Raw genomic sequence first — 14,466 nt, 5'->3', positions numbered from 1 at the left:
CATGGAAAAGATGCCCAAATGGGCCGATGTGGTGCTGATCCCGCTGATCAGTCTGATATTGGCCGCAATCTTGTCCGCCTTGGTCATTCTGGCCATCGGTGAAAACCCGATCGAAGCGGTGAAACTGATGGTGACCGGCGCGCTCGGGTCGACCTACGGTTGGGGTTATACGCTGTATTACGCCACCAACTTCATGTTCACTGGATTGGCTGTGGCTGTCGCCTTCCATGCCCGGCTGTTTAACATCGGGGGTGAAGGTCAGGCAATGCTGGGCGGGCTTGGCGTTGCCATGGTATGCCTCTACATCCCCTGGCCGCATTGGAGCGTTGCGCTGCTGGCGGCCTGCGCAGGTTCGATGCTGTTTGGTGCGGCATGGGCGGCCATTCCGGCCTATCTGCAAGCCAAGCGTGGCAGCCACATCGTGATCACAACGATCATGTTCAACTTTATTGCGGCGGCATTCCTGAACTACGTGTTGGTCAATCTTATGCGACCGCCGGGCGCGCAAGACCCCTCGTCGGCGCGTTTCCCCGAGGCCGTTCACCTACCCACATTTCAGTCGATGTTCTCAACCGCCGAAAACGTGGTGTTCAAAGGGACCCCTGTTAATATCACGTTCTTCATTGCGGTTTTGGCCTGTTTTGTCGTCTGGGCGCTGATCTGGCGGACAAGGTTGGGCTATGAAATCCGGTCCTACGGCAAGACCGAAACCGGCGCTGTCTATGCAGGCATTTCGCCGGTGCGGATCACCATCATTGCGATGCTGATTTCGGGCGCGTTGGCGGGGCTGATGGCTATCAATAACGTGATGGGCGAGGCCGAACGCCTCGTTCTGAACGCAACCGAGGGCGCGGGATTCATCGGCATCGCGGTGGCGCTGATGGGCCGGTCGCACCCGTTTGGTGTATTCCTTGCGGCGATCCTGTTCGGGTTTCTCTATCAGGGCGGTGCAGAATTGGCTTTCTGGACATCGATCCCACGCGAACTGATCGTTGTCATTCAGGCCCTGGTGATCCTATTCACCGGAGCATTGGACAACATGGTCCGGATGCCGCTTGAAAAGCTGTTCCTGAGCCTGCGGAAGGGAGCGCAGTGATGGAGTTCTTCATTACCTTCATCCAGGTCCTTGACTCGACCATCCGTCTGGCCACTCCGCTATTGCTGGCCTGTCTGGCTGGGCTCTATTCCGAACGTGCGGGCATTTTCGACATCGGTCTGGAAGGCAAGATGCTAATGGCCGCCTTCTTCTCGGCAGCCGTCGCGGCTGTGACCGGGTCGGTCTGGTTGGGCCTGCTGGCGGGGATCGCCTCTTCTCTTGTTCTTTCCGGGCTTCACGGTTTAGCCTCGATCACCTTCCGGGGCAACCAGTTGATATCCGGGGTCGCAATCAACTTCCTTGCGGCAGGTATGACGGTCCTTGTCGCGCAAAGCTGGTTCGAACAGGGCGGGCGCACGCCCTCGCTGTTTGGTGGCGGTCGTTTCACACCGATCAATTTCCCCTTTGCCGAATCACTGAGCGGGGTGCCGATCATCGGGCCGATCTATTCTGAACTGCTCTCGGGCCATTCGATCCTGGTCTATGTCGCGTTCCTTATGGTGCCGGCAACGTGGTGGATTCTGTATCGCACACGGTTCGGCTTGCGCCTGCGCGCTGTGGGTGAAAACCCCGCTGCCGTCGACACGGCCGGTGTTTCGGTCGTTGGCCTGCGCTATGCCGCTGTTGCCATCTGTGGCGTGCTGTGTGGCATCGCCGGGGCTTATCTGGCCACTGCGTTGCAGGCCGGGTTCGTTAAGGACATGACTGCAGGCCGTGGGTTCATCGCGCTGGCAGCTCTGATCTTTGCGAAATGGCGCCCATGGCATGCAATGGGCGCCTGCCTGTTATTCGGTTTATTGCAGGCCATCGCGCTGCGGTTCCAGAACATCGATCTGGGCGGCGTGGTCATCCCTGTGCAGGCGATGGACGCCCTGCCCTACGTCCTCACCGTGGTCATTCTGGCTGGCTTTGTCGGCAAGGCGGTTCCGCCGCGCGCCGGTGGTGAGCCTTACGTGAAAGAGCGCTAATAAGTCCAGTTTCGGACTCAGTTCAGTCCTGTTCGCTGCAGAGCGGCATGCAGAGTTGATTTTGCATGCCGCAACCGTTCTAAAGGGGTATGCAAGTGTCTCCAAACATACCCCGCGACTCGGAAGCGGTCCGGATCGTGAATTTGGGAACGCTTGTAAACCTCAACACTGGGGATAATCAGATCACCAGCCTTATCAGGCAGCTGGCATGACGCCCAGCGAACCGACATTCGCCATGTGGTCACGGGGCATTGCCGCCGCGCGCTGCATTAAACCTATACCACTTTGCCTTGAGGCGACCGCGGTCACCCTCTGTGACCCGCCCACCCTCATCCAGTAGCTCGATATGCAAATTTACCTTCCTATCGCCGAAGTTTCTGTAAACGCCTTCCTTCTATTGGGGCTTGGGGGGATGGTCGGCATTCTTTCGGGCATGTTCGGTGTCGGCGGCGGCTTCCTGATGACGCCCCTGCTGTTCTTTATCGGCATTCCGCCGGCCGTTGCGGTTGCAACTGAAGCCAACCAGATTGTTGCCTCTTCCTTCTCTGGGGTTCTGGCGCATTTCCGACGAAAAACCGTCGACCTGAGAATGGGGACCGTCCTATTGATAGGGGGCTTAACGGGTGCCGCGCTTGGGGTGGTGATTTTCAACTACCTCAAAAGCCTCGGGCAGGTCGATCTGCTTGTGACGTTGTGCTACGTCGTGTTCCTTGGCGTCGTGGGCGGATTGATGTTCATCGAAAGCCTGAATGCGCTCCGTAAATCCAAGAAAGGCGTGTCCGCACCCCCCAAGCGTCGCCAACGCGGCTGGGTGCATGCGATGCCGTTCAAAATGCGGTTCCGGACTTCGGGCCTGTATATCTCGGTCATCCCGCCTGCGCTGGTTGGCCTGTTCGTTGGCGTTCTGTCGGCCATTATGGGCGTTGGCGGCGGGTTCATCATGGTGCCTGCGATGATCTATCTGTTGGGAATGCCCACCAAGGTTGTTGTCGGAACATCCCTGTTCCAGATCATCTTTGTCACCGCCTTTACGACCATGCTGCATGCCACCACCAACTTTACAGTTGATGTCGTTCTCGCCGTATTGCTTCTGGTTGGCGGCGTCATCGGCGCACAGATCGGCACGGTGATCGGCGCCCGCATGCCTGCCGAGCAGTTGCGCGTGTTGCTCGCAGCCCTTGTTCTTGCGGTTTGCGGAAAACTGGCGCTGGATCTGCTGCTTGAACCATCCGAGCTCTATTCGCTTGGCACCGGCGGAGGGCACTGATCATGCTGAAACGCTTGCTTGTTGCGCTGACTCTTTGTGCCAGCCCCGCCCTGGCTGTTGATGAGGAGGTCGTTCTGGGTCTCAGCCAGGATCGCGTGGCCATCACCGCCAATTTCGACGGCTCTGAGATCCTGGTCTTTGGCGCGGTCAAACGCGAAGCTCCCATTCCGTCAGGACCACCGCTGGAAGTGATTGTCGCAGTGTCTGGTCCATCCAGTCCTGTCACCGTTCGGCGTAAAGAGCGCAAGCTTGGAATCTGGGTTAATACTGACAGTGTCCTCGTAGACGAAGCCCCCAGTTTTTATGCGGTTGCGACCAGCGCGCCTTTGAATGAGATACTGTCGGATACCGAAGACCTGCGATACAGCGTATCAATCGAACGTGCCATCCGGTCTGTTGGTGCTGCGATGAACATCCGCGGCGCGCAGGAATTCGCGGACGCTGTTATTCGTATCCGAGAGAACGAAGGTCTGTATTCCATTCGCGAAGACACCGTGGCCGTTGATGAACAAACCCTGTTCCGTACCTCAATCGACATGCCTGCGGATCTGACCGAAGGCGACTATGTGGCGCGCATCTTCCTAACCCGCGGCGGCGAGGTCGTTTCACAATTTGAGACCACCATCGACGTGCGCAAAGTGGGGTTGGAGCGGTTCTTGTACAACATGTCCCGCCAGCAACCGGTCTGGTACGGCCTGATGTCTTTGGTCATTGCCATTGCGGCGGGTTGGGGTGCGTCAACCGCGTTCCGCCTATTGCGCGAGTAACTGATCGTTACCCGCGTCCGATATAGGGCATCGTCGTGGCCATGACGGTCATGAACTGAACGTTTGCCTCAAGCGGCAGGTTTGCCATGTGCAAGACGGACCGCGCTGCATCTTTGACGGCCATTGTTGGGTCGGGCTGCTGCCCGTCGGCAATGGCCGCCTCGACCAGGCCCTGCACCATCTGTGTTCGCGCATTGCCGATATCGATCTGCCCACAAGCGATATTGAAGCCCCGCCCGTCCAAAGACAGGCTGCGGGTCAAGCCCGTAATGGCGTGTTTCGTCGCCGAGTAATGCACCGAGTTGGGGCGCGGCACATGGGCGGCAATTGAGCCGTTATTGATGATGCGCCCGCCTTGCGGCGATTGGTGGCGCATGATCCGAAACGCCTCACGGGCACACAGGAACATGCCGTTCAGGTTGACGGCGACGCTTTGGTACCAATCGTCCAACGCGATCTCGTCAATCGTTCCCCCCGGCGCGAATATTCCCGCGTTGTTGAACAGAACATCCAAATGGCCCGCCTTACCCTGAAAGTCGCCAAAGGCGGCCTCAACCGCTTGTGCATCGGTGACATCCGCGACCAATGGAATTGCGTTTGCGTGCTCTGCAGCCATTTCGTTCAGCTTGTCAGCACTGCGCGCCAATAGACCAACCGTCCATCCTTGGGCCAGAAACAATTCAGCCGTGGCGCGCCCTATGCCAGAACTTGCGCCGGTCACAATAATGGATGTCATGTCTCTTCTGCCTCCAAGGTCAGTGAGGCCGCCGGGACAGCGCGCAGGTCGTCCACACGCAGCGGATAAGTCGGCTTGGCAAGCCGGTTGCGTACGACCCAGATCAGCCTTTCCTGCGCGCGCGTGATGGCGACATAGGCCAAACGTTTCCACAGTGGCTGTCCAGCCTCGGTGCGGCCCATACGGGCAGCGGCATAAATATCCGGAGCGAAAACCTGAACAGTGTCCCACTGCGACCCTTGCGCCTTGTGAATGGTGACTGCTGCACCGTGCAAAAAGGTGGCGCCCATGCGCGCGGCAAAGGGAATGAACGGCTCTTCCTCGTCCGGTTTTTCAATCTTGACGATGGATGCGGCGCTGACCTGAGGGTCTTCTGCCCCCATCACGTGCAACCTGGAAAACCCCGGTTTGCGGCCGGGGCCCAGATAGATGACCTGAGCGCCCTTGATCAGGCCACGCGCCTCAAGATCCAGCCGTTTCTTGCGATGTTTAAGGGGCAGTTCAATACCGTCGCAGATAAGCGGTTCACCTTCCAACAATTCGGTATCCGGCGCGCCGTGAACATTCCGAAAAGCCTGAATTAGCCGAATGCGGGTTGCATTGCGCCAGACCAGAACGGGACTGCGGGCCATCAGATCGACCTCGACCCGCTGCCCCCAAACCACACGGTCGTCCTGACGGGCGGTCTGCTCGACCATGCGCTCAAAATCTTCGAACCCCATCTGTGGGTCCGACAGCGCATGGGCAAGGTCCAATATCGGGTTGTCCGCATCCTGCCGATGAACTCGGTGAAGAATCTGTTTGCGCGGTTCGGGTAACGCTTCGAACACCATGCTGCCCGACTGATTGACCGGTGCCAGCTGTGCCGGGTCACCAAACAGCAGAAGTGTTGGGAAGATTTCTTGCAAGTCTTCGAATTGCCGGTCATCCAGCATCGAGGCTTCGTCCACAAACCCGATGTCCAACGGCTCGTCCCGGCGTTTCCAGCCGGTGATAAAATCGGAGCCCCGTAACCCTGCCGCGGCCAACGCTCCGGGAATGGATTTGTTGTTCTGGTAGAACGCTGCTGCGCGATCCAGCGCCTCGTCGGTCAGGCCTTCGATTTCGGGACGTTCGTCATTTCCTGCCAGCCATTCGGCGATGCGCTCGTATTCCGGGTCGTAGACGGGTGTATAAAGGATGCGGTGGATCGTGGTGGCTGGCACCCCGCGCAGACGCAATACGCTGGCCGCTTTGTTCGTCGGGGCCAAGATCGCCAGACTGCGTTTTTCACGGGCTTTGCGGCTCTCGAAATCGCCGGACACAATCTGAACGCCGGTGTCCGCAATGGCTTTGTAAAGCTCAGCCAGCAGCAGGGTTTTTCCGGACCCCGCCTTGCCAATCACGGCCATCACACCGGACTTACCCGATCCCGGTAGCTTCAGCAGCGCGTCATCGTCAAGGTCAACACCTGCCGATTTCAGCATCTCAGAGATGCTGTCATACGCGGCGGCCTGGTCGTCAGAGTAGGTCACAGAGGGCAAAGACATGGCGCGACCCTACAAGCCCGCGCCAGCTATCACCAGATGTGGAATTCGGTTTTCATCCTGTCACGCTGACAATGCAAACGGGCGTTGCCTGCCAACGCCGAAAGCCGTCTTGAACCACAGCCGCGACAATTCACGCGGGATGCCTGCGCGCTTGGCCACGCGGTTGCAGTCGTCCGCCGAATACGGCCACATCCCGACCGAGATTTGTTCACGTCCCTTACCTTCCGTGCCCAGCACGATCGGGGATGATCCGATCAGGCGATAGATGCGAATCATACGCGCATCAAAAACACCCGCAATGTGGGTTAGACCAAACCCCTCCATCATCTCGCCACCGCTAAGCATGATGGCCCCGGCCGTGTGCGGGCTTGCCGTGCGCGACAGACAAAAGCGCGTTACTTCCCAGATCAAGGGGCTGTTGATTGGTTTGCCGCCCGTCAGGTGTCCGAACACCTCGTTCACCATGACCGAACCGGTCGTCGGCAAAACACGCATGGACCCACCATGGCTGCCATCCGGTTCTTCCCAAATGACATAAATCGGGTTCAGATCATCGTACTGATCCCGCTCTTCCCCCTTGTCGTTGACAAGAACATCCCAGCCCAGCCGGGTTTTGAATTGATCGGCGCGGTCCCGAAACATCCCCTCGGCCAGTTTTGGATATTTGTGCAATTCGTCAGCATAGACATAACGCAACATGACTCTTTTCCCCTTGTCGTCCTGTGCAAGAACGAAGGGGGTACAAAGTCGTGGTTAATTTCCGGTTTTTAGTGCGCGCGCGCCTTAAACCACTATTAACCCTCGGCTCAAGGCCGTTGCGATAGCATGAGTTGTGTTTTGCGCACCCAACTTGGCGCGTGCGCTTTCGATATAGACCCTCAGCGTGTGTTCCGAGATCGACAAGGAATGAGCGACCTGCGCCCTGCTATAACCCAGGGCGAGCAAAGTCATGGCGTCCACTTCACGCGGCGACAATCCGCGCGCAGATTCGGGCTGACGGTCACTTTCAAACTCCAGCGCCTTTCGGTTGATGTAATGAGCGATCAGGATCAACTCACGCCCATGCGTTTCGATGAATTTCTGCCAGGTTTCATCATCACAGGTGTGGTTGACGGTAAACAAGGCGAATTGACCATTCGGCCCACGGATTGGAATGGAATAACCTTGATTGCCAACGCCGTGCTCTAATGCATCCGTCAAAAATGTCTTGGCAACCTTGCCCGACCAATCCAGCGTCTTCCAGTCCACCGGATGAAACCGTTGGAAACAGCCCAGTATGACCGGATCGATTCTATGATAGTTACGCTCGCGGTACCGTTCGGCCCAGACGTCGGGATAGGTTGTATAGCCGTATTGATCACCGGCTCCGTCGACCCAATGGTAAATCAGGTTTTCAATCTGCAGCCTGTCCCGCAGGCGAATGGCGACTTCGCTTAGTTCGTCAAGCGAGCTGGTGTTTTCCAAGTCCTCCAGAACCTGGCTCATATCGAGTTTTGTTGCCATCCGCTGGTGCCCGAACCTCATTCTTTCTGGACGAGATTTCGGCTGCGGCGATCAGCTTGGTGTCATCCAACTGCTCGGCAAGCGCGGTCAAACCGTTTTCAACAGCAAAGGCGCTGAGGTCCGACAGTACGTCCAGTATCCACTCATTTTGCGCCATCAGCGTCTCTCCGAAACGGTTAACGAAGGGTTAACACAACCATAGCATGAGGAAGTTTTTTTAGCCTATTCACTGATTTCTACTCCCCAAAAACAGCGGGGTATTTTCTTTTAAGTCTTTGAAAAGGCTAATATCATCGCCCAAAAAGAAACACCCGCGAGCCGGAAAACCGATTCGCGGGTGTTTTGGATTTTGTCTGAGACGAACTTAGTCGCGCGCGGCCAGAACCTCTTCCAAGGTGCGCATTCCGGTCTGTGGAGCCTGAACCAGCACCGACATGTTGCCCGGCTTATGCTCGTTGCGCATCATTTTCATATGCGCTTCAGGCAGATCGGCCCAGGTGAACACTTCGGACATGCACGGGTCCAGTCGACGCTCGACCATCAGCTGGTTTGCTGCGGCCGCCTGTTTCAGGTGAGCAAAGTGCGAACCCTGCAGACGCTTCTGGTGCATCCACATGTAGCGCACGTCAAAGGTCAGGTTGTAGCCGGTGGTACCAGCGCAGATCACAACCATGCCGCCTTTTTTAACGACGAAAGTCGAAACCGGGAAGGTGCTTTCGCCCGGGTGTTCGAACACCATGTCGACGTTGTTGCCTTTACCGGTGATGTCCCAAATGGCCTTGCCGAACTTGCGGGCCTCTTTGAACCACTCGGCATATTCGGGTGTGTTCACTGTGGGCAGCTGACCCCAGCAATTGAAGTCCTTGCGGTTCAGAACGCCCTTGGCACCCAGACCCATCACAAAGTCGCGCTTGCTTTCGTCCGAGATCACGCCGATCGCGTTTGCACCTGCGGTGTTGATCAGCTGGATCGCGTAAGAGCCCAGACCGCCCGATGCGCCCCAGACCAGAACGTTCTGGCCCGGTTTCAGGTCATGCGGCTCGTGGCCGAACAGCATCCGGTAAGCAGTTGCCAGTGTCAGCGTGTAGCAGGCGCTTTCTTCCCAAGTCAGGTGCTTGGGACGCGGCATCAGCTGTTGAGCCTGAACATTGGTGAACTGTGCGAACGAACCATCGGGGGTTTCATAGCCCCAAATCCGTTGGCTGTCCGAATACATCGGGTCGCCACCATTACAATGTTCGTCGTCGCCGTCATCCTGGTTGCAGTGAATGACAACCTCATCACCAACTTTCCAACGGGTGACTTTTGAACCAACTGCCCAAACGATGCCAGACGCATCCGAACCGGCAATGTGGTAAGGTGCCTTATGGCCGTCAAAAGGCGAGATCGGCTTGCCCAGCGAGGCCCAGACGCCGTTATAGTTGACGCCTGCAGCCATGACCAGAACCAGCACTTCGTGACTGTCCAGCACGGGAACGTCTACAACTTCCTGAATCATCGCGGTGTCCGGGTCGCCGTGGCGCTCCTTGCGGATCGCCCATGCATACATTTTCTTGGGCACAAAACCCATCGGAGGGATTTCACCCATCTCATAGAGGTCTTTTTCCGGTGCCTCGTACGACGCGATGCCGCTGTCGGTGTCCAGAGCCATGTTGGCCTCCTTCAGTTCTAAACCTTTGCCGCGATGCAGAATCGCGTGCATTAACCGATGGAATATTGGCCTTTAGGAAATAATGCAACCGAAATCGGTGCTATTTTGTAACTTTATGACCCAGCGGATGCAGAAATTTCCTTCGCATCCGCAGCATTTCCCTCGTCTGGTCCCATCGGAACCGAGGCTGCATAATACTCCAGAAGATCAACCCTTTGACCGGACAGGCATATTTTCCCGTCACTGCGCCTGAGAATTCGCCGCTCGACCAACTGATCAATCGCGGCTTCAACCGATGTCTGGTTCTCTTGGTCCGTCATTCCATTGCGACGCATGAGATCGACAATCACCTGAACGGCATCGGCCTCCGACATCTCTTTATGCTTTTGCATTAGCCAACACGCGGCGGGTACAGGGACCAGCGGGATTGCAGCGCGGAGTCGCGTCATCAGGTCACGCGCCAAATCGGTCATCAGATCGCGCTGATGATCTGCCCGAAACGCCCGCAAGGAAACGGGCTGACCATATCGGACCGAGGCTAGGCCAAATCGCTTGTAGCGCCCGATCACGCGCCGCCAGAGCTGTTTGAGGATCCATCTGGTGATTACACCGATCCGCGCGCGAAACCGTCGTTCATTGCCTAATGCGGCACGCGTCAAAACAGTGTCTTCGAGCACACGATCATAGTTCAGCGCCACGGGGACGAATACAACATCGCGGCCCTCTTCCGAGGTCCCGTCAATAATATATTTGAGCAAACCCAGCTTTGGACGACCCAGGGCACCAGTCAGACTTAGCCCACCTTCGGGGAACATGGCCTGCGTCACTCCTGCCGCGGTCGCGTGGCGCACATAACATGACAACACCTGACGATAGAGATCATTGCCGGACTTTCGCCGGATAAAATAAGCCCCCATCGCACGGATCAGACGGCTAAGGGGCCAGACACGGGCCCATTCACCCACCGCATAAGAAAGGGCCGAATGTTGCGCCGCGAGGTAGGTAACGAGCACATAGTCCATATTGCTGCGATGATTCATGACGAAAACCACCGTGGCGTCGGGGTCGATGTTTTCGACAGCGTCTTCGTCCTGATAGCTAAGCTGCACATGATAAAACGCATTGCTCAGCAAACGAGCCAGACGGATCGCAATGCTGAAATAGGCAACGGCTGAAAACGAGGGAACGATCTCACGCGCGTATCGCTGCGCTTGCTCGAACGCCACAGCATCGGGGACACCCGCTTCGCGTGCGTGATCCTGAACGGCCTGACCAACCTGCGGGTCATAGATCAGGCGCTGAATCATATCGTGACGGTGTGCCAACTTGAACGGCTGGATCGGCCGCTTCAGGCGCGTGTTCAATCGTTTCACCGCTCGTTCGAGTCGACGCCTGAAAAACCACCGCACCGACGGGAACAGAAAATGTGATGCCAAAGTGACCACGGCAAACACCAGGATCAGCAAAAAAAGCCAAAGCGGAAGTTCCACGGTCTGAGTCATGCGTGCACCCTGCCACCAAACGCTGCGTCCTACAATCTGAAGAACCCAATATGCCGCGACGCAGCGAATTGACATGTCCCGAAAATTGCGCTTTAGAGGCCGGGAACGTAATTTTCTTGCCCAACCGAGACGCGAGGTCCAGCTATGACGCAGACGCAGAAAGATCGCCCCTGGCTCATCCGAACCTATGCCGGTCATTCCACCGCCAAAGCGTCGAATGCGTTGTATCGCGGGAACCTGGCAAAAGGCCAGACGGGCCTGTCGGTGGCCTTCGATCTGCCCACGCAGACCGGATATGACAGCGATCATACGCTCGCGCGCGGCGAAGTGGGCAAGGTTGGCGTACCTGTCGGCCACCTGGGCGATATGCGAGTTCTGTTCGACCAGATTCCGTTGGAACAGATGAACACTTCGATGACGATCAACGCGACAGCGCCTTGGCTGCTTGCGCTTTACATCGCTGTGGCCGAGGAACAAGGCGCAGATATCTCCAAACTGCAGGGCACGGTACAAAACGACCTGATCAAGGAATACTTGAGCCGCGGCACCTATGTCTGCCCGCCCAAACCCTCGCTTAAGATGATCGCAGACGTGGCCGAGTACTGTTATACCAACGTGCCGAAATGGAACCCGATGAACGTGTGTTCCTATCACCTGCAAGAAGCCGGCGCGACACCGGAGCAAGAGCTGTCTTATGCGCTGGCCACCGCCATCGCCGTTCTGGACGAACTGCGCCCTCGTGTTCCCGCCGAGGATTTCCCGGCACTTTGCGGACGGATTTCGTTCTTTGTTAACGCAGGTATCCGCTTTGTCACTGAAATGTGCAAAATGCGCGCTTTCGTCGATCTTTGGGACGAAATCCTGCGCGACCGCTACGGCGTAGAGAACCCGAAATTCCGCCGATTCCGGTATGGCGTTCAGGTCAACTCGCTCGGTTTGACCGAGCAGCAGCCCGAAAACAACGTCTACCGCATCCTGATCGAGATGCTGGCCGTAACTCTTTCGAAAAAAGCCCGCGCCCGCGCAGTTCAGCTGCCCGCATGGAACGAGGCACTGGGCCTGCCCCGCCCGTGGGATCAGCAATGGTCGATGCGGATGCAACAGATTCTGGCTTATGAGACCGACTTGCTGGAATATGGCGACCTGTTCGACGGCAACCCCGCTGTTGACGCGAAGGTAGAAGAATTGAAACAGGGCGCACGCGCCGAACTCGCCAATCTGGATTCAATGGGCGGAGCAGTAGCGTCGATCGAATACATGAAGTCACGGCTTGTTGATTCAAACGCTGAACGCCTGAACCGCATTGAACGGAACGAAACTGTCGTTGTCGGTGTGAACAAGTGGATCGAAGGCGAACCCTCGCCCCTGCAGACCGAAGATGGCGGCATCATGGTCGTTGACCCTGCTGTCGAACAAGAACAAATCGCGCGCCTGAATGAATGGCGGCAAGATCGCGATGACGCAGCTGTCGCGGCGGCTCTGGCCGCGCTGCGCGAAGCGGCGCAAAACGGCACCAACGTCATGGAGCCCTCAATCGCAGCTGCCAAGGCTGGCGTAACCACGGGTGAGTGGGCCGAAGAAATGCGCAAAGTCTACGGTACCTATCGCGGGCCTACGGGCGTATCGGGCTCGGTCTCGAACAAGACAGAAGGCTTGGAAGATCTGCGGGCTGCAGTGGATGTGGTCAGCGACAAGCTTGGTCGCCGTCTGAAGTTCCTGGTCGGCAAGCCGGGGCTGGACGGTCACTCGAACGGGGCCGAACAGATCGCATTCCGCGCCCGGGATTGCGGGATGGATATCAGTTACGAAGGTATTCGCCTGACTCCCGAGGAAATCGTAACCGCCGCTGCAGATGACGACGCGCATGTGATCGGTCTATCTATTCTGTCAGGCAGCCACATTCCGCTTGTGCAGGACGTCATGAACCGGCTGCGCGAGGCCGGGCTGAATCATATTCCGGTGATTGTAGGTGGCATCATCCCCGATGACGACGCCGCAAAGCTTACTGCAATGGGTGTTGCAAAGATCTATACGCCCAAGAATTTCGAACTGAATGCAATCATGGGCGATATCGTCACTCTTGTAGATCCTCAAAACCTGGCTGCCGAGTAACTCCGGTCAATTTGAACTGATCCTGTTTCTATCCCTGAATAAAAGGGGATAGATAATCCTATTCTTTGGAATTACGGTGTGCCATCGGTAACGCCGTTAATGACTATTTCCTGGGAGAGGGTGAATGTCGGGGACAAATCTGGAAAATATGTCGCGCAAGGATCTACTTGAATTGCGCGATCAGGTGGAAAAGGCGCTTATTGGTGCAGAAAAACGCGAACGCAAAGAAGCGCTGAAAGCGGCGGAAAAAGCCGCAGCTGAATTCGGGTTCTCTTTGTCGGAACTGTCAAAAGACAATCCGATATCTGGAAAAGCCACAAAAGCGAAATACAAAAACCCCGCCAATCCAGAACAAACATGGTCGGGTCGTGGTCGAAAGCCGCAATGGATTCATGACGCATTGAATTCCGGCGCAGATATTTCGGATCTGGAAGTCTAATTTCTAATTGGAACGTACCCCAAAATGACAATTCATATTGGAGCCGAAAAAGGCGATATTGCAGAAACGGTTCTTTTGCCCGGCGATCCCTATCGTGCAAAATGGGCGGCTGAAACGTTCCTGGACGACGTGAAGAAAGTCAATGACGTGCGCGGCATGTTGGGCTTTACGGGACGCTGGAAAGATAATCCTGTCACCATTCAAGGTAGCGGGATGGGCATGCCATCCTTGTCGATATACGTCAACGAACTGATCCGGGACTATGGTGCCAAAACGCTGATCCGTATCGGCTCTTGCGGGGGCATGCAGGACAGTGTGAATGTCCGCGATGTGATCCTGGCGATGACCTCGACCACGCTTAGCACACCGTCACGCGGCATCATGAAAGAGCTGAATTTCGCACCCTGTGCTGATTGGGGGCTGCTTCAGGCGGCGGCTCAAGCGGCAATGGCCAAAGGCACGCCAACCCATGTAGGTGGCATCTATTCGTCGGACGTTTTCTATGACGAACGCCCAGATCTGAACGAACAGATGGTGCGGCACGGTATTCTCGGGGTCGAGATGGAAGCTGCTGAGTTGTACATTCTGGCCGCGCGCCACAAATGCCGGGCGTTGGCTGTTCTAACCGTTTCCGACCACTTGCAGACCGGCGAAGCTTTGCCCTCAGCTGATCGCGAAAGCAGTTTTGGCGACATGGTTGAAATCGCACTACAGGCGGCATTTCCGGCGGCGTAAATGCAAACATGCAGGGTGGGAAGCCGCCCTGCTTATGCTGCTATTGACCCTTCAGGCATTGAGTTGGAGCGCCGCCTCCCTGCTGCTGCGCGCCACAGAATGCACACACCCAAACGCCTTCTTTACGGTGCTGCCGCCAGCGGCAGTCCCGGCTCAAGGAT

13 protein-coding genes and 1 pseudogene are annotated in these 14,466 nt (G+C 56.8%); 7 read left to right on the top strand and 7 right to left on the bottom strand.

The annotated features are described in order from the left end of the window. Nucleotide 1: 1 nt before the first annotated feature. The 4 genes from AC2FIB_RS09695 to AC2FIB_RS09680 all read left to right on the top strand — a co-directional run bounded on the left by AC2FIB_RS09695 (nt 2) and on the right by AC2FIB_RS09680 (nt 4,098). Nucleotides 2-1,096 carry an ABC transporter permease gene (locus AC2FIB_RS09695; protein WP_282152456.1) on the top strand — a complete coding sequence of 365 codons (1,095 nt, stop codon included), beginning with the start codon at nt 2-4 and terminating at the stop codon, nt 1,094-1,096. Next, nucleotides 1,096-2,064 carry an ABC transporter permease gene (locus AC2FIB_RS09690; protein WP_058278769.1) on the top strand — a complete coding sequence of 323 codons (969 nt, stop codon included), beginning with the start codon at nt 1,096-1,098 and terminating at the stop codon, nt 2,062-2,064. The genes AC2FIB_RS09695 and AC2FIB_RS09690 overlap by 1 nt, the downstream gene beginning before the upstream one ends. Before the next feature lie 346 nt (nt 2,065-2,410). Next, on the top strand, nt 2,411-3,331 hold the full coding sequence (locus tag AC2FIB_RS09685) for a sulfite exporter TauE/SafE family protein (protein WP_496841976.1): 921 nt from the start codon (nt 2,411-2,413) through the stop codon (nt 3,329-3,331). A gap of 2 nt (nt 3,332-3,333) precedes the next feature. Then, the gene (locus AC2FIB_RS09680) at nt 3,334-4,098 is read left to right on the top strand and encodes a TIGR02186 family protein (RefSeq protein WP_496841974.1); all 765 of its coding nucleotides are present in this window, start codon (nt 3,334-3,336) and stop codon (nt 4,096-4,098) included. A gap of 7 nt (nt 4,099-4,105) precedes the next feature. On the opposite strand, the gene AC2FIB_RS09675 is transcribed toward AC2FIB_RS09680, so the two are convergent. From AC2FIB_RS09675 to AC2FIB_RS09645, 7 genes are all read right to left on the bottom strand, one after another. After that, nucleotides 4,106-4,834, bottom strand: a complete 729-nt coding sequence (locus tag AC2FIB_RS09675; RefSeq protein WP_496841973.1) for an SDR family oxidoreductase — start codon at nt 4,832-4,834, stop codon at nt 4,106-4,108. After that, nucleotides 4,831-6,363, bottom strand: coding sequence for an ATP-dependent DNA helicase (locus AC2FIB_RS09670; RefSeq protein ID WP_496706082.1), 1,533 nt, complete (start codon nt 6,361-6,363; stop codon nt 4,831-4,833). The genes AC2FIB_RS09675 and AC2FIB_RS09670 overlap by 4 nt, the downstream gene beginning before the upstream one ends. Nucleotides 6,364-6,423: 60 nt before the next feature. After that, entirely contained in the window at nt 6,424-7,062 is a 639-nt protein-coding gene (locus AC2FIB_RS09665) for an acyl-homoserine-lactone synthase (RefSeq protein WP_496734377.1), read from the bottom strand. An 84-nt stretch (nt 7,063-7,146) separates the two neighbouring features. Next, nucleotides 7,147-7,866 carry a helix-turn-helix transcriptional regulator gene (locus AC2FIB_RS09660; RefSeq protein WP_496734375.1) on the bottom strand — a complete coding sequence of 240 codons (720 nt, stop codon included), beginning with the start codon at nt 7,864-7,866 and terminating at the stop codon, nt 7,147-7,149. Continuing rightward, complete coding sequence (locus AC2FIB_RS09655; protein WP_058278773.1) at nt 7,805-8,023, bottom strand: hypothetical protein; 219 nt, start codon at nt 8,021-8,023, stop codon at nt 7,805-7,807. Before AC2FIB_RS09655 ends, AC2FIB_RS09660 begins: the two co-directional genes overlap by 62 nt. Before the next feature lie 207 nt (nt 8,024-8,230). Further along, nucleotides 8,231-9,517 carry a crotonyl-CoA carboxylase/reductase gene (gene ccrA / locus AC2FIB_RS09650; RefSeq protein WP_496734373.1) on the bottom strand — a complete coding sequence of 429 codons (1,287 nt, stop codon included), beginning with the start codon at nt 9,515-9,517 and terminating at the stop codon, nt 8,231-8,233. Nucleotides 9,518-9,630: 113 nt separating this feature from the next. Continuing rightward, the gene (locus tag AC2FIB_RS09645) at nt 9,631-11,019 is read right to left on the bottom strand and encodes a 1-acyl-sn-glycerol-3-phosphate acyltransferase (protein WP_496734372.1); all 1,389 of its coding nucleotides are present in this window, start codon (nt 11,017-11,019) and stop codon (nt 9,631-9,633) included. 141 nt (nt 11,020-11,160) lie between these two features. Between AC2FIB_RS09645 and AC2FIB_RS09640 the strand changes: the two are divergent. The 3 genes and pseudogenes from AC2FIB_RS09640 to deoD all read left to right on the top strand — a co-directional run. Next, a pseudogene (locus tag AC2FIB_RS09640) lies at nt 11,161-13,131 on the top strand (protein meaA); the annotation flags it as partial. Nucleotides 13,132-13,255: 124 nt separating this feature from the next. After that, nucleotides 13,256-13,570 carry an H-NS histone family protein gene (locus tag AC2FIB_RS09635; RefSeq protein ID WP_496734370.1) on the top strand — a complete coding sequence of 105 codons (315 nt, stop codon included), beginning with the start codon at nt 13,256-13,258 and terminating at the stop codon, nt 13,568-13,570. 24 nt (nt 13,571-13,594) lie between these two features. After that, the gene (deoD, locus tag AC2FIB_RS09630; RefSeq protein WP_496734368.1) at nt 13,595-14,305 is read left to right on the top strand and encodes a purine-nucleoside phosphorylase; all 711 of its coding nucleotides are present in this window, start codon (nt 13,595-13,597) and stop codon (nt 14,303-14,305) included. Nucleotides 14,306-14,466: the final 161 nt, after the last annotated feature.

This window comes from Ruegeria sp. YTSA072, from assembly GCF_059610285.1.
Note: the sequence above shows the minus strand (reverse complement) of the source record. Positions and strands in the feature narration are given on the sequence as shown.